A 19,582-nucleotide genomic window follows, 5' to 3' on the forward strand; every position below is an offset into this window, starting at 1 on the left:
CCCGCTTCCGCACGCCTGCTGACATCGCGGTCTTCCTCACTCCAGACCTCACCCAAACGGAGATCAAAGAGACGAGTTAATGATCTGCGAGCCCTAAGAGGTCATCTCATTTGGCTCGGTAGGCTGTCGGCCATGGCAGGGATCGTTGAACGGCTGGTGCCGGACGAGCTGTGGGAACTGTTCCAGCGGGTGGTGCCGGAGGCGCCTTCGCGGCCCCAGGGCGGCGGCCGGCGCCGGCACGGCGACCGTGAGGTGCTGGCCGCGATCGTGTTCGTGGCGACCTCGGGATGCACCTGGCAGCAGCTGCCCGCCGCGTCGTTCGGGCCGTCCGGGGCCACGGCCCACCGCCGGTTTGCCGAGTGGACCAAGGCCCGGGTGTGGGCCAAGCTGCACCGCCTGGTCCTCGACGAACTCGGAGCCCGCGGCGAGCTGGACTGGTCCCGTTGTGCGATCGACTCGGTGAACATGCGGGCCCTGAAAAGGGGGACCTGACGGGCCCGAATCCTGTCGACCGGGGCAAGTACGGGTCAAAGATCCACCTGATCACCGAGCGGACCGGTCTGCCCATCTCCGTCGGGATCTCCGGCGCCAACCTCCACGACAGCCAAGCCCTGATCCCGCTGGTCAAGGGCATCCCGCCCATCCGCTCCCGCCGCGGTCGACGCCGGCGCAGGCCCGGCAAGCTGCACGCCGACAAGGGCTACGACTACCGCCACCTGCGGCAATGGCTCTCCCGGCGCGGCATCCGACACCGCATCGCCCGCAGGGGCGTCGAGACCTCGCAGCGGCTCGGTCGGCACCGGTGGACCATCGAACGCACCATGGCCTGGCTCGCCGGCTGCCGCCGTCTCCACCGCCGCTACGAGCGCAAGGCCGACCACTTCCTGGCCTTCACCAGCATCGCCTGCACCTTGATCTGCTACCGCAGACTCACCAAATGAGATGGCTTCTAAGCGGTGACGGGCACCGTGTCGTCGGCTGCGGCGGAGTACGCGTCGTCGAGGATGCGGTTGAACGTTCGGTCGATGCCGTCCATGGCCTCTTCCTCGCGGAAGGCCCCGAAGCGTGCCCAGTACGCGCGGGTCTCGCCTCGCGCCATGATTGATCGGGCTTGCACACGCAGTGCGGCTCTGTCCAACAGGCCCACGCGGAACTTCACCGAGAGGAAACTGATCAGCCGGTTGCAGTGCACCGACTTGCCGTACGCCTCGAGGGAGAGGCCGTCAGTCGCCCAGGCCGCTCGTTGTTCCGGGTCGGTCGCGATGTCGGCCAACAGCCTTTGATGGATCTCCGCCGCGTCCAGGGCGAGCTGCTGCCGGTGTCGGCGTTCGGCGAGCCAGATTCCTGCGGCGCCCACTGCGGTAGCGACGAGGATGGCTTGGGGGGTTCTCATCGGTGACCCTTCGTCGTGGCGTGCTGTTCGCACGCTCATCAGGCGGGAAGTGCTGAGTAGCGGGTGGTGCGGTGGCCGCGTCATGCCGCACCGGCCAGGGAGGCGAGGGGGACGGTGTCATCGGGCCTCGCCGGGTGGGCTGGGGATGGCGGCCAAGCGCTCACGCACTCCTGGCGCAGGAGAGGGTTCTTGGGCCCGGTGGAGGTCATCAGCCGCCTCCTGCCGATACTGCGGCCGAGTTCGGACCGAGCAGGTCCCAGCTGTGTCCGAGCACCATCATGTGGGCCTCGTCGGTGGCGCCAGTGGTCGCGATGAGGGCATCGACGCTGGCGCGGACATCGGCCGACGCGATGCCCGCTGCCCGAGCGATGTTGGGGATGCCGGTGTTCGCAGCCACTGCGCGGAGGAGCAGCACTTGCTGTTCGTTCAGGAACGGTGCCGTCCGTTCAGGCGTCGACACGGTGATCTGCTCAGTGGTGATCAGGGCGTGCAGCAGGACAGGCATGGCGCAGCGCGGGGGAAGGTGCAGCTTGATGCGCAACCCTCCGGCATAACTCTTGACCGTGTGCAGCGACAGTTCCAGATCGTCTGCGATCTGCGCCAGAGACATGCCGCGACCGAGGCGCTCGGCAACGCGCCGCTCGGTCGGCGTGAGCGGGGTGATCGGGTCGTAGCCGTCATTGTGAGCTTCCTTGATTGCTGCCCAGGAGCGGACACCGCGGCTGCGGAGTTGTGTTGATCAGAGCCATGTACGGATTGCCGGCCGGCTCAGGAGTCGGCCGGTGAGCCCAGCCGAACGGGAATGGACTGGTGGCCGTTGCTGATCAGCGACTCCAGAGGGCGCAAGTGGGCGCTGGGGATGGCGAGTTGCATGTGCGGGAAGCGCGTGAAGAGCTGCCGGAGGACCTCGGCGACTTCGAGGCGGGCCAGGGGTGCTCCGAGGCAGAAGTGGGCGCCGTGGCCGAAGGCGAGGTGGTCCTTGGAGGGGCGGGTGACGTCGAAGTCGTCCGCGGTGTGGCCATGCCAGTCGGGATGGCGGTTGGCGGCGGCGTAGGAGGCGAGGATGGCGTCGCCCTTGGGTATGGTCCGCCCGTCGGGGAGAGGGATGTCCTGCACGGCGTATCGCAGGGGCAGGTGGGCGACGGCGGGTTCGAGCCGGAGGGTTTCCTCGACCACGTCCTCCCAGTTGTAGTCGCCGGCGAGGATCCGGTCGAGCTGGCGGGGGTGGGCGAGCAGGTGCACGGCGGCCTGGTCGATGACGTTGACGGTGGTCTCATATCCGGCGCTGACCATCAGCAGGAGGGTGTCGCGCAGTTCCTGGTGGGCCAGGCCCGTTCCGTCTTCCTCGTCCCGGGCTTTGATCAGCAGTGACGTCATGTCGTCGCCCGGGGCCCCGCGCTTGGTGGCGATGAGCTGGTCGAGCTGCTCGTACAGCCGCTCCGTGTTGGCCTGGGCCTCTGCCGGGGTCAGAGTGGTGTTGAAGACGCCGTCCACGACCGAGCGGAATGCGTCGCGCTGATCCTCGGGGACGCCCATGAGATGGCTGATCACGCCGATGGGCAGCGGGTAGGCCAGGTGTTCGCGCAGGTCCACATCCTGGCCCTGGGGCAGACCGGCCAGATTGTCGATCAGGCTGGTCACCATCGCGGCGATGTTGTTCTTCATGGCGGCGACACGGCGGGCGCTGAAGGCCGGCGCGACCAGGCGGCGCAGCCTGCGGTGATCGGCACCGTACGCGGTGAACATGTTCTCTACCGCGATCCACAGGGCGAGCGGCCAGGTGGCCACGGTCTCTTCGAAGGCCGGCCAGTGGGCGCGGCCGTCCTTCGATACGGCCGGGCTGGTCAGTAATTCCTCGAGGAGGGCGGGGTCGGTGATGGCCCACGTGTGAATGCCAAGGATGTCCACGTGGGCGGCCGGGCCCTGGGCGCGCAGGGCCGTGTGCTCGGCGTGGCGGTTGAAGCCGGTGGGGTCGAGGACGATGGGCTGTTGCTCGGGCACGGTGGTCTCCTTCAACGAGCGGGTGGGAAGAATGCGGGCAGGGTTTCCAGTGCGCGATGGAACGGGCCGGGCCGCCAGCGCAGTTCGGTGGCGGGGACGGCGAGGTCTATTTCGGGCAGGGCGTCGAGGAGGTAGCTGATCGCGGTCTCTGCGATGAGGTAGGCGTGGGGGCGGGCCGGGCAGGCGTGCGGTCCGTTGCTCCAGGACAGGTGGGCGCGGTTGCCGGAGAAGTCGCCCAAGGTGCCCCGCAGGGCGGGGTCGTTGTTGCAGGCGGCCATGCTGATGAGCACGGGCTGGTGGGCCGGGAGGAGCACACCGTCGATGTCTGTCGGGTAGGGCGGGTAGGTGATGCAGTAGTTCGCCAGTGGCGGGTCGGTGTAGAGGACGATGTCGAGGGCGTCGCGCACCGTGGACTGGCCCGCGTGTACAGCGGCGGCGAAGTCGGCGTCCGAGAGAATCTTCAGCAGGGTATTGGCGATGAGGTTGGTCAGGGGTTCGATGCCGGCGCCGTAGAGAGTGACGAGCTGGTGGGCCATCTCCTCGTCGCTCAGGTGGGCGGGGTGGGCGAGGAGGCGGGAGGTGATGTCGTCCGCAGGATGGCCCTGGCGCAGGGTGACGAGTTCCGCGACGGCTTGGGCGAGGATCTGGTTGCCGCGATCGGCATCGGTTGCGTTGAAGATGCGGGCCATGCCGTCGGCGATACGGGACCCGGTTTCGTCGGGGCAGCCGAGCAGGGCGCTGAGCACTCGGAAGGCGATCGGCCAGGCGTACTGGGTGAGCAGGTCGGCACGGCCTGCCGTGCGGAAGTCTGCGGTGGCATCGGAGGCGATCTTCTCCACGACGGTGAGCAGCTGGTGCTGGTCGACGGCGTTGATCGCGCTGGTGTTGGCGGCCCGGTAGCGGGCGTGTTCAGCGCCGCTGCTGCGAAGAGCGTTGGGTCGCCACTCCATCATCGGTCGCACGGGGCAGGAGGCGGGCACTTGCTGCTGCCAGGTCCGCGGGTCGGCGGGGAACCGCATGGGGTCGGCCAGGATGCGTCGGGCCTGGTAGTAGCCGATCACCAAGGTGGCCGGGATGCCGGGGGACAGCTTGACGGGGACCAGGGGGCCGTGGGTGGTCCGCATCCGCTCGTAGGCGGCGTGCGGATCGGAGGCAAAGCCCGGCTCGTACAGCGGAACGGGGCTGTTGGGGGTCATCGCGTGGGCTCCAGGGGGATGGCCGCGCGGCGCGCGACTAGGTATTCGGTGAGCGCGATCAGGGAGTACAGGCTGGAGGTGCGCTCGCGTGCGTCGCATGTGGTCAGTGGTGTTTGGGGATCCAAGGCGAGGGCCTGGCGCAGTTCGTCGGACGCGTAGCCGGGGGCGTCGGGGAAGGCGTTGATCGTGACGGCGTACGGGATGGCCTGGGTCTCCAGCAGGCTGAGCGCGTCGTGGCTGGCGTCGAGGTTGCGGGTGTCGGCCAGGACGAGGCAGCCCAGCGCCCCGTCGGCGAGTTCCTCCCACAGCGACTGGAAACGGGTCTGGCCGGGGAGGCCGAACAGGTACAGGGCGAGCGTGCCGTTGGCCAGGTGAATGCGGCCGAAGTCCATGCCGACGGTGGTTGTGGTCTTGTCCGGGGTGCCGCGCAGGTCGTCGATGCCGACGCTGCCTTCGGTGATCGGCTCCTCCATCCGCAGCGGCCTTACCTCCGACACGCTGCCGATGAACGTCGTCTTGCCCACCCCGAACCCGCCGGCGACCACGATCTTCGCGACCTCGGCCACCGTGTGGGGCAGATAGGTGACGGCCGGGTCAGAGGGCCAGTTGGCGGAGTTCATGGAGCACCTTCATCAGAACGTCGGATTCGGGCTGGTCGGCGACAGCGGTCACCGGGCTGGCCAGGTGGCCGCTGTCGATGAGCGTGGAGACGAGGATCCGGACAGTGGACGGCGGCAGTTGGAGGGCTGCGGCGATGTCCGCCACAGCCAGCCTGTCCCGGCCGTCCGGAGCGAACAAGCTCATCACCCGCCGAGCTTCGGGCCCCAGTTCGAGCAGAGGGCCGGTCGCGGCGATGACCACGCTCTCCAGGCGCACGGGTCGTTCTGGTCGGACCTGTCCACCGGTGCGGACGTAGGGCCTGACCATGTCCGGGTCATGCCGCGGCCCGGTCATGCCGCGGAGTCCCCGTCCGGCTGAGGCAGGCGCGCGCGTTCCTCGGTGCCGAGGTGCTCGCGCAGACGCATCACCAGCCGTTCCATCTGCTGGCTGACCAGGCCAGGGTCGGCCTCGGCACCCGTGGCCACCGAGAGAACCGTGTTCTTCCCGGCCGCGGTCGTCAGACCGAAACCGTTCGCGCTCTCGATCAGCAGCGCACGCACGCCGCCGCTGCCGGTCTCCTCGTCCCAGACCTTGGCCGTGGCCCGGAAGGTGGAACTGATCGCGGCGAGCTTCTCGGCGTCGTCCTGACCGATGGTCTCCGTCCGGGCCATCAGCAGACCGTCACCGCTCAGCAGTACGGCGTACCGGACGCCCGGCACACTGCCAAGGTGCTCGTCCAGCAGCCACCCGAGGTTCGCGCGTGTGTCGGTCGTCATGGTCAACGTCCTTCTTCGGTCGTGGTGGGGGTTTCGTCGCGTCGGCCGCGTCGGCTGCCCGCAGCCCAGGCGGCAGCTGCTGCGGGGCTGCCCGGCTGCACCGGCTCGGCTGCTGAGCGCGCGGGAGCAGCGGGGCGGGGCATTCGCCGGCGGACCGTGAGCCCGCCGACAGTGGTGGCTGGAGCCGTCGGGGCCTGACCTGCGGGTGGGACGGGAGCCAGCCAGGTCGTAGGCTGGGAGGGCGGTTCGGGCCGCGTCGGTGTGGTCAGCAGGGTCTGCGGCAACACGATGACCGCACGGTTGCCGCCGTACACGTTGGGTGTCGTGAGGTCGATTCGGAAGCCGTATTCGCCTGCGAGGAGGGCGGCGATGCGCAGTCCGGTCTGCGGGTGGGCGCCCAGCTGGGTGATGTCGTCGCGCTGCTTGCCGGCGAGCACTTCGCGTGCCCACCGCAGCTTCTCGTCCTCCATGGGCAGCCCGGAGTCGTCCACGATCAGCAGCACGCCAGTGGCGCTCTGCTCCACGGAGACGTACACCTTGGCACTCGGCGGGGAGTATTGCAGCGCGTTGTTCAGCAGGTCCGCCAGACAGTGCACGACCGCTGCCACGGCGCGGCTCTGAACCGCGTAGGAGTCCAACTCGGTGTGCTGAACGCGCTGATAGTGCTCGACCTGGCCCATGGCACTGCGTACGACGTCCGTCACCGTGGCCGCCGGCCAGTGGCGCGACAGCTTGCCGCCGGCCAGCACGGTGTACCCGGACGCGACCCGAAGCATCTGCTGGCCCAGGTGGTCGATCTCCAGCAGCGTCGCGTACGCCTCGTCGGTGACATGGCGGCGTACGCCGTCGCTGATCCTGCTGCTCAGCTTCGCGGCGTGCTGTACGACGCCGGCTGAGAAGGCCCGCACCGCGGCCCGAGTGACGTTCACCGACTCCTCGCGCGCCTCGGCGATTTGCCGTCCGGCTTCCACCTTGCTCTGTGTGATTCGCGCCTGGGCCGCATCCTGGATCGACCGCACGGTCTCGAAGAGGGCGGAGTCGATCTGGCCGGTAAGCACACGGAGGGCCCCAGCGATCGGTGTGTTGACCAGTTGCTGCGGCAGCGCCATATCCGGCTGATGGGGCCGTCCGGCCTGCGCCGCCGCCGAGGCAGCCGGGACGACGGAGGCCGCGACGTGCCGGACAAGCTGCTCGGCTGCCACCAGTTGCTCCTGGAGCTGCGTGACGCGCTGGTTCAATCGGTCAGCGCGACGCTTCTGGGAACGGGCTGCCCGGCGGTAGTACACGGCCGAGCCGGTGGCACCGGCGGCCAGCAGCGTGGCTGCGATGATCAGTATCGGTTCCATGGTCAGGCCCTCGCGAGCATCTCGGAGACGCTTCCGGCCGCGATGGCGCCGGCGCCGAGTCCGCCAGCGAGGGGGATGCGTCCGGTCGTGGTCTGAGGGAGTGACGAGCGGGCGATCCGCTGCAGCAGCAGGGCAGTCTCGATCAGGCCCATATGGCTGAATGCCTGCGGGAAATTGCCGAGTTGACGTCTGGTCACCGGGTCGTATTCCTCGGCGAGCAGGCCGAGGTCGCTGCGCAGAGCCAGCAGCCGTTCGAACAGGGACTGCGCCTCGCCGTATCGGCCAGTGAGGGCCAGGGCGTCGACGAGCCAGAACGAGCAGAGGAGGAAAACGCCTTCGTGTCCGGACAGACCGTCCACCGTGGTGTCGTAGCCAGTGGTCGGATATCGATGCACGAGGCCGTCAGGCGTAGCCAGTTCGCGCTTGACGGCGTCTACGGTCCCGATGACCCGGGGATCGTCCGGTGGCAGGAAGCCGACCCGGGGAATCAGTAGCAGGGCGGCGTCCAGTTCTTGGGAGCCGTAGGACTGGGTGAAGGCGCCGCGCTCCCGGTCGAAGCCCTTGGTGCACACATCACGGTGGATGGTCTCGCGCAGGTTCGAGAGGGCGAGCACGTCGGCGTCCAGGGCACCGGCCTCGGCCAGCCGGATCGTCCGGTCCACTGCCACCCAGGCCATCACCTTGGAGTGCACGAAGTGCCGGCGCGGTCCGCGGATCTCCCAGATGCCCTCGTCCGGCTCTCGCCAGCGCTCGGCCAGCTGCCGCACGAGCTGCTGGTGCAGGGCCGTCGTGTCGCCGCATGGGGCGACTCCATTCTGGTGCGCGAGGTAAAGGGTCTCGATCACCTCGCCGTACACGTCGAGCTGCAGCTGATCTGCCGCCCCGTTCCCGATTCTTACCGGGGCCGAGTCCTCGTACCCGGGCAGCCACGGCAGCTCGCGCTCGGCCAGGTCGCGCTCTCCGGCAATCCCGTACATGATCTGCAGGTTCTCCGGGTCGCCGGCCACCGCCCGCAACAGCCATCGACGCCATGCTTCGGCCTCCCACCGGTATCCGGTCCCCAGCAGGGCACCCAGAGTCGTGGAGGCATCGCGTAACCAGGTGTAGCGGTAGTCCCAGTTCCGGCCACCGCCGATCTCCTCAGGCAGCGACGTCGTCGGTGCCGCGACGATCCCGCCGCTGGGGGCGTAGGTCATCGCTTTCAGTGTGATCAGGGACCGGACGACGGCCTCCCGGTACGGCCCGGCGTAGGTGCACTGGCGAGACCAGTCCTGCCAGAACTCGAGCGTGGTGGCGAGCGCGGCGCGTGGGTCGGGAATCTCCGGCGGGGCGCCATGGGAGGGGCACCAACTCAACACGAACGTCACGTTCTCTCCGGCGCTGACGGTGAAGGAGCTGACGACCGCACCGTCCTTCTCCACCTGCTGGGTGGAGGTGTCGAGCCAGAGGGCGTCCGCACCGGCCTCGGAGACCATGCGTCCGCCCACCTCGTGGATCCAGGGACTGACGCGGCCGTATCCGGGCCGTGGACGGAGGATGGAGAACATCGGCACCTCGCCGGCCACGCCTTCGACGATGCGGATCACCTGGGGCGCCCCGTCACGGGGCGGCATGAAGTCGGTGACCCGGACGGTGCCCCTGGGCGTGCGCCACATCGATTCCAGGACGAGCGAGTCATCCCGGTAACGCCGCTCGGCTCTCATAGCTGGGCCGGGTGCGGCGGCGTCCGGGGCCGGAGCGATGCGCCAAGCGCCGTGCTTCTGCGTGCCGAGTAGGGCCGCGAAGACAGCGGCCGAGTCAAAACGGGGCAGGCACAGCCAGTCCAGCGAGCCGTCATCGCAGACATGCGCACTGGTCTGCATGTCGCCGATCAGGCCGTACTGCTCGATGTGATTCATCGTGTCTGTACTCCGTAGGGCCCGGGGCTTCCGGGGTCGGATGGCCGCCTCGGCGGCCTGCGGGTGGGAAAAAGGGGCGTTCACTGGTTGGGGTTTATGAGTCCGTCGGGTAGACGGCTGAGGATTCGTCGTCTTCGACGGCCGGTGCGGGTGGCTCAGGGGACTGGGGCGTTCCGAGGAGCACGAGCCCGGCCATCGCTCCGACGATCCCTGTGATCAGCGCGGCTCCTGTGGCAGTCACGTCTGCGGCTCCACGTCCTTTGCGGGCGAAAGCTTCAGAGGGCACTCGGGCATCACGTTCGGGGCAAGGAAGCGGCGAGGACCACGGTGATCAGCGCGACGGTCAAGACCAGCACCCGCCACGTGTTCCGACTGAGCCTCCTCGACCGTCTCCCGGACGGCGGGGTTGCGGGCAGCCCTGCGCGGTCGATTCGCTGGGCGGCACTGACGAGGCCGAGCGTGGCCTTGGCCAGCTGGACGAGGTGAACCCTGCTGGGCAGATAGCCGTCGGGCGGGTCGGCCGAGCTGAGCCGCTGTGCTCTGATCAAGGCGAGGTCGTCGGCCGGCACCACGACACCGAGCTGGCTGATGTGGCCACGCAAGCGTGCGACGAGACACTCCACGTCCTCAGGCGTCTCGGGGAGCGGCGAGTTGTCGTCGAGGACCAGGGCAACAGTCTCCCTCGCCGCTGTGGTGAGATGACGCGCTGTCCCGCCCGCCGAGCTCGCGAGGCGGGGCCGAGCTACACCGAAGGAAGCCCTCGGGAGGCGCGGAGCCGGCGAGGAAGGCATGACGGAACTCCTAGACGGAAGCAGCCAAGTTGTACGCGTAGCCGCGTGCTCAACGGGTGGTCGGAGTGCGAAGTGCGTGATGGAACAGCTACGTTGAGCGAACCGTGAATCTTCGTCGGGGGAAATCCCCGCACGGCCGGCAAGGCCGTCAAAGGCGTCAAAGATCATCCCGGAACCGAGGGGCAGATCATGGCCCGTGAACGCAACGCTGCCCTCGCCGCGCTCTTGAAGGAAGCAGGCTGGTCGCAACCTCAGGCAGCCGCCGCAGTTGCCCGCGTTGCCGCAGAGAGCGGGGTACGCGAGCTGCAGGCGATCTCCCGCTCGCACATCGCCATGTGGATCCAGGGCACACGCCCGAGCGGGCAGGCGCCCCATATCCTCTGCGAGACGCTGCCCCGCAGGCTCGGCCGACGCCTCACCATGGCCAAGATCGGGCTGGAAGGGGAACCAACGGGGCGAGACGACTCCGCTTCCCACTGGAGCGTCGCCCCTCTGACCGCGCTGGCCGAGCTGGGAAGCGACGATCTCGACATGCACCGACGTAAAATGCTGGTCACCGCCGCTTACTCCGCGGCCGGTCTCGCGCTGCCCGCCGCCTCGTGGTGGGTAGCCGCACCCGCCGAAGCGGCGAAACGGCCCGCGGTCTCCTTCCGACAGGTCACATCGACCGACATCGACGATGTCCGGGAGCTGACCAGGTTCTTCTCGGCCCGCGACCAGCAGCGCGGTGGAGCCTCGGGACGCTCGGCACTTGCCGGCCACCTTCGCGACGAAGCGGTGTCGCTGCTGGGCAGCAGGTTCGCCACCGAACGGATACGCCGGGACCTCTACTCCGCTGTAGCGGAAATGACCTACCTGGCCGGATGAATGGCCTTCGACGCCTCGCAACACCGCACCGCGCAGCGCTACCTCACCCTCGCGGCCAGGATCGCCGCCGAGGCAGGCGACGGACCACTCGGCGGCCACATTCTCCGGGCCCTGGCGCACCAGGCCGTAGACCTCGGACACCCTCGCAACGCACTCGACCTGGCGGGCGCCTCCATGTCCCGCGACCGCTACGGCCAGGCCGGCTACAGGGAAAAGGCCCTTCTCGCGATCGTCCACGCGCGAGCCCTGGCGGCAGGCGGTGACCGCGCCGGCACCCTGGCCGCCATCAGCCGCGCCGAACGGGACCTCGCCCACGGCGACAACGACGACGCCCCCAGCCGCGTGGGCTTCTTTCAGGAAGCCTCGCTCGCTCACGAGACAGCCTGCGCCTTGCGCGACCTCGGCCGGCCGCGCGACGCGGAGATCCACTTTCAACGCAGCGTCGCCACCCGCCGGCGCCAGCTCTACGCCCGCACCCACAGCGTGACCCTCGGATACCTCGGCGCTGTCAAAGTGCAGCAAGGTCGCCTCGACGAGGCATGCGCCACCTGGAACGAAGCCCTCGATGCGATGTCCGGCATCCAATCCGGCCGAGCCTGAGACGTCATCGTCCGTATGCAGACCGACCTCTCGTCCGTTCGCCACCGCGGCGGCCGACACGTCGTGGAGTTGGACCGCCGCGCACGCGACATGCTCCGCGCCATAGGCTGAACACCGAACAGGGCAGTGGTGCCCACACCCCCGGGGCGCCGCCCTACGCACCCTGCCGAGCGAGAGGAACGAACGGTGGTCTCCACGTACGAGGTCAGGCCGATCGCCACGGTTGTCGGGGGACACACCCGCGTCCTGGACGACTACCAGGGCGGAGTCCGGTCGATCATCCGTCTCCACGAGGAGTACCCACTCGAAACCCTGAAAGGGATCGAGGAGTTCTCGCACCTGACGGTGACGTGGCGTTTCCACCTGGCCCGCCCGGGGGATGTGCAGCTTCACGCCCGCAGCCCTCGAGGGAACACGCGCTGGCCGGCCACAGGAACCTTCGTGCACCGCAACCATCGCAGGCCGAACCAGCTCGCGATCAGCTATCCGCGCCTGCTCAATGTGGACGGCCACGACCTGCACGTCACCGACCTCGACGGAACCCCTGTGATCGACCTGGCGCCCTACTTCCAGCAGATGGGCCCCCGAGGAGGGGTGCGTCAGCCGGCCTGGCCCGGTGAGATGCTGGACGCCGAGCACTGGAGGGATGCAGCCGAACGCCCGTAATGCCGGAATCTGAAGGCGCCCGTGGCACTTGGCTTTGAGATTGCTTGTCATCAGCTGACCGCCAATGCCAGTTCGCACCACGTGCTGGCGCCGTCGTTGCTGATACCCCAGGCGCCCCGTCGGTCGTCTGCGACCGTTTGAACCAACAGCAAACCGCGGCCGTGCTCGTCTTCGTCGCAGGGGTTCTCTGGAGTGGGCCAACGGCTGGGGACTCCGTCATGGACGTTGATCCGTAAGTAGCCGTTGTGGAGAGTGAGCGTCAGGGTGACCTCGCGACCGTGGCTGTGCTGGACCGCGTTCGTCACCAGCTCGGAAACGACGAGCACGGCGTCGTCTGCGTAACAAGACAGTCCCTCTTCGACCAGGTGAGTCCGGGTCAGCCTGCGCATCTCTGCGACCTGCAATGCGTCAGTGCGTGCGAGGGGTTGACCTGGACTGCGCTCAGCGATCTGAAAGGAATGACTCAACAGGCCAGCATCGGCCTTGGGGGAGCGCAGCGGTCGTGCGCCATTCGTTGTCATCACGTCCTCTTGGGGGTGCGGAGAACCGACCGGGCGGTGGGGGTCGCCCTACGCAGGCAGGTCTGCTCCCTGCAGGGACGAAGACGGGGCAGACAGGGGCAGTGCAGAGTCGTTGTGATGCCGCGCACGTCCTTCCCCTCTCCGTAGCGGCAACGTGATCACCGCATCCGACCGAGTGGTCACTGCAGTGGGCATGAGTGTGGGACCAGGACGCCCTCGTGCTGATCTCTGCGGCGATATCTCTGTAGAGATATGGATCCCCGCATATCGTGTGGACGGTTGGGGAGTTCGACTCAGGGGGCTGCGCCATGAGACCGCCGAGCCGCGTATGCGAGCGGTGTGCCACCGAGCTGAGCCAGTACAACCCTGGCGCCTTGTGCGCCCTGTGTTCCAAGGCAGGAACGGCGCCGGGAGTTCCCGATCGAGCCTGGCGCGACGAAGCCGTTTACCGGGCCTTGACCGCATGGGACTTCGGTGAGTTGCTGCGCCTCGTGCGTAGGCGGGCCGGCTTGTCCCAGATGGCCGTACGCGAGTTGACGGCGTTACCTCAGTCCTTCATTTCCGGGCTCGAACGCGGTCAGAAACAGATCGGCAGCCCCGCCACCCTTCTCGACCTTCTCAACGGCCTCGGTCTGCCCTCCGACCTGCAGCCTTTGCTCCTGACACCCCTGCGCGGCGATGCGCCGAAGCCTGGCTGCAGCCGATCGACGGAGGTCGTACTGCCCTGGACGGCGGATCGTATGGTGACGTCACTTGAAGTGGCTATCGGAGGTACCGCCATGAAGCGCCGCCGCGTGCTGACCGCCCTGAGCGGAGCCGCACTTACTCAGTACGTCTTGCAGTCCGCCATCGCCCCCACAGAGGCCGTGGCCGCTTCTTCCGGTACCACGACCGTCACCGACGCCCTGATCGGCTCCCTCCAAAGCACCACCGACGCACTCCGCCAGGTTGACGCGACCAGCGGGAGCGGAAGCCTTGCCCACACGGCGAAGACTCATCTGCAGATGCTCCTGCACCTGCTCAAGCATGGTTCCTACAGCGAGCGTCATGGGCGTCGTCTGGCTGCCGTCGCCGCCGACACGGCAGCCCAGACCGGCTGGTACACCTTCGACGGCGGCGATCACGACGCCGCCCAACACCTCTTCCTCGGCGCTCTGCGCGCAGCCCACGCCTCAGGCGACTCCCGTCTGCGCGCCGGTGCTCTCGGTTTCCTCGCCATCCACGGCTACTCCGTGGGCGACCCGCGTGACGCCATCACCGCCGCCCGCACAGCGCGCCAGACGATCACGGAGCATGACGCCCCCGCCCTGAACGCCATGCTGCTCACCCGTCAGGCTCGCGGCCACGCCCGACTCCGTGAAGAGCATTACGCCCTGGCCGCGCTTGCTGAAGCCGAAGAACTCTGCGCCCGCGGCCGAGGCGAGGACGATCCTCACTGGCTGTACTGGGTCAATACGGGGGAGATCCTCGGACAGACCGGGAGTTGCTACCTCGACCTAGGTCAGCCGGACCGGGCAGCGCAATCATTCGCCGCAGCCCGCGATGTGCTCAGTCGAGATGAGGTCCGGACCACTGCCCAATTCCTCTCCCGAGCCGCCACCGCACAGATGCGCGCCGGCGACGCCGACGCCGGGTGCGCCACCGCTCATGACGTCCTGACCCTCGCCGAAGGCATTGCCTCCGCCCGCCTCGACGATCACCTGCGCAACATGCTCAACGAGGCGCGTTCCTACAGTGCTTCCTCGCCCACCAGGGACCTGTTGGAGCGCGGGGAAAGCATCATGCGTCAGCGAGCTACCGCATGATCCTCGTTCTCTGGGACGTCGACCGCACTCTTCTCTACGTCGGCGACATCGACAGGCGGGTCTATCGGGAGCTTTTCGAGGAGATAGTGGGCCAGCCTGCTCAGAGTTTGCCCGCTCGGGGGACCGGAGTGACGATGCCCCTCGCTGTACGGGAGCTGCTGAGGGTGAACGGAGTGGAGCCTGAACGAACCGAGGAGCTTGCGCAGCGCATCGTGCAGCGCATGCCCTCGCAGCTAGAGCGTCACCATGAGGAAATCCGTCGCACGGGGCAGGTCATGCCTGGTGCACCCGCCGCTCTTGCCGCCGTGCAGCAAGAGCCCGGGCTGGTTCCCACAGTGGTCACCGGCAATCTGCGAGGCAGCGCGGAGAGCAAACTCAAGGCTCTGGGCCTGGACGAGTATCTCGACCTCGGCATCGGCGGGTACGCCTCCGACGACTCCTACCGCCCTGCCCTCGTGCGTGTGGCGCAGCAGCGAGCCGGCGCATGCCACGGGCGTACCTTCACACGGGATACGACCGTCATCATCGGCGACTCGCTCGAAGACGTCCGCACTGGCCGAGAAGGCGGCGCCCAGGTGATCGGCGTCGCTTCCGGTACTACCTCAGCCGAGGCACTTGCTGCAGCCGGCGCTTGCCACGTTGTGCCGGATCTAACCGACGCACAACGCGTAATTCGACTGATCAACCAATGTGCAGTGTCGGACGTCGACCAGGCTGACCTGAATCACCGTCGTTGGTGAGTAGGTTCGGCGGACTGGGTGGAAGCCTGAGTCCCAAGTCGATCGTGCGTTGGGCAGGCCAGGTAGGAATTCTCCGGCCGGAGCGGTTTGATGTGCCCTGGGTTACTGGATTCTAGGTGATTGAGGTTGCTCTCAGTTCGAACTCGATGGGTGTGAGTATGCCGAGCGCGGAGTGCCGGCGCTGTCGGTTGTGGAAGATCTCGAGGACCTTGCGTCGGGACTCGGCCGGGTAACTGCGGGGCACTGAAGTCTCCTTGAAGGCTGTGGAGCATCATCTGTCCGGCAAGGTGACTCCATCAGGCCTAGAGCACATCAGAGCCTCCACCGATCCCAGAGCGGTTCAGTTCGCCGACGGCAGACTAATTCGGGGCGGATGGGGCTGGAACTGTCCGTTCGAGGCATGTCAACCTTGATCATGTTGTTCCGGTGGGCTGTTGGCCGCATGTAGGAGGGACTCGATATCTTCCGCGGTCATCCTGTGATGGGTCGTCATACCGCTTACCTGTGCTTCCTGAAGCCAGGCGGCTACTGCGTACCTGGCTTTTTTCGAGGGGGTGATTAGGGCTCGTCGTCGGCTTATAGCATGCAATCGCCGGTTGGCCAAACCGGCCATTCTCTCAATCATTGAATGCGTTCGTCGGTAGATCTGTCGCGAACGTCTTGTCGTACGGCAAGTGCCTTTCTAGTGAGAGGAGTTCCGGCCTGTGGCTGCTGCCATTGTCGATGAAACCTTGGTGAGTGGCGAGAGCCCGGCTCTCCATACACCTGGCCCCCGCAACTCACAGAGACCCTTTCGTGCCGTGCCTACACAACCACTACTTGCCGCATCCGTTGCTGTCTCATCTGAGCACGTCGCCCGCACAGCTTTCCTGACCGTCAAGGACGCCGCTGAGTACCTCGGCCTCTCGCCTCACACGCTCTACGTCTGGCGGCACCGACGGCAGGGGCCGCCCAGCTTCCGTATGGGATCTCGCGGTCGCGTCATGTACCGACGGGAAGCGCTTGATGCCTGGGTCCGTGAACAGGAGCAGGCCGACTCCCGCTCCAACCCGGCTTTGAGTCCCCTGGCCGTAGCCCCGCAGCACCGTTCCGAACGCATCTCCGACGCCTGATATGCCGCGCGTTGTAGGACGCCGTTCCCTCTCCCGCCGATAAGGAGAATCACCTGCCCGGCTACATAGAAGACCGCTGGATCAAGAAGAAAAAGGACCCGGTCACCGGGAAGAGAGAAAGAACCGCTCGCTACGGGAAGGGGAAGCGATACAAGGTCGCCGGCATCCCCGGGATCCGGGACCGCTCCTTCGAGACCCTGGAGGACGCCAAAGCGTGGCTTCGGCGGTCGGCCACGGACGAGGAGCGCGGGGAGTTCGTGGACCCGCGTGACGGATCCATCACGCTGGCCGACTACATCACGATGCATTGGGCCCCGGGCAGAGGAGGCGCTCCGAAGACTCAGCAGAACCAGGAGCGGAAAGCCCGGCTTCACATCGTTCCGCATCTGGGTCACCTCCCGCTCAGGAGCATCACGGCGGCAGAGCTGCGTGCGTACACCGCGAAGTTGGAGACCACCGTCTCCTCGGTCGACTACCGGCGCGGCATTCTGTCCGAGCTGTCCAGCATTCTGGAGGCGGCCGTCGACGACAAGCGTCTCGCCAGGAACCCGATGCGCGCGAAGTCCGTGCGCTGGCCCAAGGCATCGCGGGAACGTCGAGAGGCATGGTCGCTGAAGACGGCGCTGCGGATCCGTGACGTGATCAGCCCCCGGAACCGCATAGCCGTCGTGCTCGGTCTGGGGTGCGGGCTTCGGCAGGGCGAAGTGTTCGGGCTGAGTCCGGAGGACATCGACTACGCGAGGGGTGTGCTGCATGTCCGCCGCCAGGTCCAGGCGATCAGCGGGAAGCTGTACTTCACCCTGCCGAAGGGCGCGAAGACGCGTACCGTCGACATGCCCTCATCGGTGGCAGATGAACTGAAGCGTCATGCTGAGATGTTCCCACCGGTGGAGGTGGAGCTTCCATGGGAGAAGCCGGGGCCGGACAGACCGACAAGGAAGTTCTCCCTCGTGCTCACCACGCGCTTCAGCAACGCCATCGCCGTGAACACGTGGAACACCTACACCTGGAAGCCCGCGCTCGCCGAGGCCGGGATTATTCCACTGCGCGCCAAGGATGCGAAGCAGTGGCAGTGGGAGGCGGCGCCGAAGGACGGCTTCCACGTACTGCGGCACACCTATGCCTCGATCATGTTGGAGGCGGGGGAGTCCGTGGTGACGTTGGCGCGATGGCTAGGGCACTCCTCGCCGGCCATCACGCTCGGTTACTACGCTCACTTCATGCCGGAGGCCGGGAGCAAGGGGCGCACGATGATCGACGGACTGCTCGGGGAGCCGGGCGATTAGGGTCCGTCTTCAAAGAAGATCAGGTGTTGGATCATGGTGGGGTGATACGCCGTCATGAACTGACCGACCACGAGTGGGAGTTGCTTGCTCCGTCGATACCGCGGGCTGCCACGGGACGTCCGCGTGTGCCGGACCGGCAGGTCGTCAACGGGATGGTCTACAAGATCCGGACCGGGATCTCCTGGCGTGACCTGCCTGAACGCTACGGGCCGTGGCAGACGGTCTACACCCGCTTCCGCCGCTACGCGATCGACGGCGTGTTCGCTCGGGCTCTGCAGCAGATCCAGGCCCGCGCGGACGCTGCCGGGGACATCGACTGGCTGGTCCAGATCGACTCCACCATCGTCCGTGCCCACCAACACGCCGCCGCCACCGGCCGAAAAGGGGGACCCGCCGGCCGGACGAACCGGATGATCACGCCCTCGGCCGATCCCGAGGAGGGCTGACCACCAAAATCCACCTCGCCAGCGACGGCCGCGGCCGCCCCCTCGCCATCCTGCTGACACCCGGCCAACGCCACGACAGCATCTGCGCACGTCCCCTCCTCGAACGCATCCGCGTCCCACGCACCGGCCCTGGCCGGCCGCGCCGCAGGCCCGACCGGGTCATCGCCGACAAGGCCTACAGCTCCCGCGGGTTCCGCGCCTACCTGCGCAAACGCGGCATCGCCCACACCATCCCGGAGAAGGCCGACCAGCAGCGCCACCGGCTGAACCGGGGCCGCCGAGGCGGCCGACCACCCGGGTTCGACCGGGAGGCCTACCGCCGGCGCAACGTCGTCGAGCGCTGCTTCAACCGGCTCAAGGGCTTCCGCGGGATCGCCACCAGATACGAAAAGACCGCCACCTCATACGAGTCAGCGGTCAGTCTCGCGTCATTCCTGCTCTGGGCAAGATCCGTTTGAAGACGGACCCTAGTGCGCCGGCCGAAACTCCCCAGATTCTCCCCAGGGCTGATCGTGGCCGATTCTCCGGAACACGGGGGTCTTGGGAAGGTTATGGATTGCAAGGCCAAGGGATCGCGTAGCCTGGGGAAATGCTGACCGAGGTCACCGCTACCCGCTACCTCACACCCCTGCGGTCCGGCGGGTCCGTGCCCGGTGTGTTCGAGGCCGACGACCTGGGCACCTACGTCGTCAAGTTCACGGGGTCCGCGCAGGGGTGCAAGGCGCTGGTCGCCGAGGTGATCGTCGGGGAGCTGGCCCGTGCCCTGGGGCTGCGGTTCCCGGAGCTGGTCCTGGTGGACTTCGATCCCGCGATCGCCGGCAGCGAGCCGCATCAGGAGGTGCGCGAGCTGCACGCCGCCAGTGCCGGGATCAACCTCGGCATGGACTTCCTCCCGGGGGCGCGGGACTTCACGCCCGAGGTCGCCGAGGTCTTTCCCGTCGACCCGGTGGAGGCCGGGCGGATCGTCTGGCTCGACGCGCTCACGGTGAACGTGGACCGGACCGTCCACAGCTCCAATCTGATGGTCTGGCCGACGCTCGGCGTCGCGCCGCCCCGGCTGTGGCTCATCGACCACGGGGCCGCGCTCGTCTTCCACCACCGCTGGGACACGTCCGACCCGGCCAAGGCGTACGACTTCCGCCATCACGCCCTCGGCGGCCACGGCCCCGACGTCCGCGCCGCCGACGCCGAACTCGCGCCGAAGGTGACCGAGGAGCTGCTGCGGAGCATCACGGCCGAGGTGCCCGACGCATGGCTCGCCGGGGAGCCGGACTTCGCGACGCCCGACGCGGCCCGCGAGGCGTACGTGACGTATCTGTACGCGCGGGTGCGGGCCTCGGCCCAGTGGCTGCCGACCGACTTCCCCGACGCTGCGGAACTGGCCGCGGAGAACGCCCGCCGGGCGGCGCGGACCCGGCAGGGGCGCCCGGCCTGGCTCAAGAACGTTCCCGATCTGCACGGCAGGCCCGCGGCGGAGCAGGACTGGTCGGTGCACCTGGGGTGACCCGGGGCCGCAGGCCCGCCCCGCCGTGGCGGGC

20 protein-coding genes and 1 pseudogene are annotated in these 19,582 nt (G+C 67.7%); 9 read left to right on the forward strand and 12 right to left on the reverse strand.

Features of this window, described 5'->3' with window-relative positions; genetic code table 11:
* Positions 1-132: 132 nt before the first annotated feature.
* Positions 133-941, forward strand: a protein-coding gene (locus ACIF80_RS26825; RefSeq protein WP_399809429.1) for an IS5 family transposase whose coding sequence is annotated in 2 segments (ribosomal slippage) — positions 133-477 and positions 480-941 — 807 coding nt in all. Because the reading frame shifts where the segments join, the coding sequence is not laid out codon by codon here.
* Between the two features lie 8 nt (positions 942-949).
* Here the strand turns inward: ACIF80_RS26825 and ACIF80_RS26830 are convergent.
* The 10 genes from ACIF80_RS26830 to ACIF80_RS26875 all read right to left on the reverse strand — a co-directional run bounded on the left by ACIF80_RS26830 (position 950) and on the right by ACIF80_RS26875 (position 10,169).
* Positions 950-1,393 carry a DUF6082 family protein gene (locus ACIF80_RS26830; protein ID WP_399809431.1) on the reverse strand — a complete coding sequence of 148 codons (444 nt, stop codon included), beginning with the start codon at positions 1,391-1,393 and terminating at the stop codon, positions 950-952.
* 208 nt (positions 1,394-1,601) lie between these two features.
* Positions 1,602-2,090, reverse strand: a complete 489-nt coding sequence (locus ACIF80_RS26835) for a helix-turn-helix transcriptional regulator (RefSeq protein ID WP_399809712.1) — start codon at positions 2,088-2,090, stop codon at positions 1,602-1,604.
* A gap of 71 nt (positions 2,091-2,161) precedes the next feature.
* The gene (locus tag ACIF80_RS26840) at positions 2,162-3,394 is read right to left on the reverse strand and encodes a cytochrome P450 (RefSeq protein ID WP_399809432.1); all 1,233 of its coding nucleotides are present in this window, start codon (positions 3,392-3,394) and stop codon (positions 2,162-2,164) included.
* Between the two features lie 11 nt (positions 3,395-3,405).
* Complete coding sequence (locus ACIF80_RS26845; protein WP_399809434.1) at positions 3,406-4,590, reverse strand: cytochrome P450; 1,185 nt, start codon at positions 4,588-4,590, stop codon at positions 3,406-3,408.
* Complete coding sequence (locus ACIF80_RS26850; protein ID WP_399809436.1) at positions 4,587-5,210, reverse strand: GTP-binding protein; 624 nt, start codon at positions 5,208-5,210, stop codon at positions 4,587-4,589. Before ACIF80_RS26850 ends, ACIF80_RS26845 begins: the two co-directional genes overlap by 4 nt.
* The gene (locus ACIF80_RS26855) at positions 5,185-5,517 is read right to left on the reverse strand and encodes a DUF742 domain-containing protein (protein WP_399809437.1); all 333 of its coding nucleotides are present in this window, start codon (positions 5,515-5,517) and stop codon (positions 5,185-5,187) included. The genes ACIF80_RS26850 and ACIF80_RS26855 overlap by 26 nt, the downstream gene beginning before the upstream one ends.
* A gap of 23 nt (positions 5,518-5,540) precedes the next feature.
* A complete protein-coding gene (locus ACIF80_RS26860) occupies positions 5,541-5,966 on the reverse strand; it encodes a roadblock/LC7 domain-containing protein (protein WP_399809439.1) in 426 nt (141 codons plus the stop codon).
* A 2-nt stretch (positions 5,967-5,968) separates the two neighbouring features.
* Positions 5,969-7,312, reverse strand: coding sequence for an ATP-binding protein (locus ACIF80_RS26865; protein ID WP_399809441.1), 1,344 nt, complete (start codon positions 7,310-7,312; stop codon positions 5,969-5,971).
* Positions 7,313-7,314: 2 nt separating this feature from the next.
* Positions 7,315-9,210, reverse strand: coding sequence for a glycoside hydrolase family 15 protein (locus ACIF80_RS26870; protein WP_399809442.1), 1,896 nt, complete (start codon positions 9,208-9,210; stop codon positions 7,315-7,317).
* A gap of 293 nt (positions 9,211-9,503) precedes the next feature.
* Positions 9,504-10,169, reverse strand: a complete 666-nt coding sequence (locus tag ACIF80_RS26875) for a DUF6415 family natural product biosynthesis protein (protein WP_399809444.1) — start codon at positions 10,167-10,169, stop codon at positions 9,504-9,506.
* 21 nt (positions 10,170-10,190) lie between these two features.
* On the opposite strand from ACIF80_RS26875, the pseudogene ACIF80_RS26880 reads away from it, so the two are divergent.
* Positions 10,191-11,579: pseudogene (locus tag ACIF80_RS26880) on the forward strand (Tat pathway signal protein).
* A 75-nt stretch (positions 11,580-11,654) separates the two neighbouring features.
* Positions 11,655-12,134: a TrmO family methyltransferase gene (locus ACIF80_RS26885; protein WP_399809446.1), complete on the forward strand. Its 480-nt coding sequence runs from the start codon at positions 11,655-11,657 to the stop codon at positions 12,132-12,134.
* 50 nt (positions 12,135-12,184) lie between these two features.
* Here the strand turns inward: ACIF80_RS26885 and ACIF80_RS26890 are convergent, their stop codons facing one another.
* Complete coding sequence (locus tag ACIF80_RS26890; RefSeq protein ID WP_399809714.1) at positions 12,185-12,538, reverse strand: ATP-binding protein; 354 nt, start codon at positions 12,536-12,538, stop codon at positions 12,185-12,187.
* 425 nt (positions 12,539-12,963) lie between these two features.
* Here ACIF80_RS26890 and ACIF80_RS26895 point away from each other — a divergent pair, with 425 nt between their 5' ends.
* Both ACIF80_RS26895 and ACIF80_RS26900 read left to right on the forward strand, forming a co-directional pair.
* Positions 12,964-14,460, forward strand: coding sequence for a helix-turn-helix domain-containing protein (locus ACIF80_RS26895; protein WP_399809448.1), 1,497 nt, complete (start codon positions 12,964-12,966; stop codon positions 14,458-14,460).
* Positions 14,457-15,200, forward strand: coding sequence for an HAD family hydrolase (locus ACIF80_RS26900; RefSeq protein WP_399809450.1), 744 nt, complete (start codon positions 14,457-14,459; stop codon positions 15,198-15,200). Before ACIF80_RS26895 ends, ACIF80_RS26900 begins: the two co-directional genes overlap by 4 nt.
* A 112-nt stretch (positions 15,201-15,312) precedes the next feature.
* Here the strand turns inward: ACIF80_RS26900 and ACIF80_RS26905 are convergent, their stop codons facing one another.
* Complete coding sequence (locus ACIF80_RS26905; RefSeq protein ID WP_399809452.1) at positions 15,313-15,444, reverse strand: hypothetical protein; 132 nt, start codon at positions 15,442-15,444, stop codon at positions 15,313-15,315.
* A gap of 556 nt (positions 15,445-16,000) precedes the next feature.
* Between ACIF80_RS26905 and ACIF80_RS26910 the strand changes: the two genes are divergently transcribed.
* The 4 genes from ACIF80_RS26910 (at position 16,001) to ACIF80_RS26925 (ending at position 19,548) form a co-directional block, all read left to right on the forward strand.
* The gene (locus ACIF80_RS26910) at positions 16,001-16,312 is read left to right on the forward strand and encodes a helix-turn-helix transcriptional regulator (RefSeq protein ID WP_399809716.1); all 312 of its coding nucleotides are present in this window, start codon (positions 16,001-16,003) and stop codon (positions 16,310-16,312) included.
* Between the two features lie 173 nt (positions 16,313-16,485).
* A complete protein-coding gene (locus ACIF80_RS26915) occupies positions 16,486-17,598 on the forward strand; it encodes a tyrosine-type recombinase/integrase (protein ID WP_399809718.1) in 1,113 nt (370 codons plus the stop codon).
* 44 nt (positions 17,599-17,642) lie between these two features.
* A protein-coding gene (locus ACIF80_RS26920) for an IS5 family transposase (protein WP_399809719.1) occupies positions 17,643-18,502 on the forward strand; the annotation gives its coding sequence in 2 pieces (ribosomal slippage) (positions 17,643-17,996 and positions 17,999-18,502; 858 coding nt in all).
* 131 nt (positions 18,503-18,633) lie between these two features.
* The gene (locus ACIF80_RS26925) at positions 18,634-19,548 is read left to right on the forward strand and encodes a HipA family kinase (protein WP_399809453.1); all 915 of its coding nucleotides are present in this window, start codon (positions 18,634-18,636) and stop codon (positions 19,546-19,548) included.
* Positions 19,549-19,582 lie beyond the last annotated feature (34 nt).

Origin of the sequence: Streptomyces sp. NPDC085927 (assembly GCF_044540975.1) — a bacterium.
GTDB classification, from domain to species: Bacteria; Actinomycetota; Actinomycetes; order Streptomycetales; family Streptomycetaceae; genus Streptomyces; species Streptomyces hirsutus.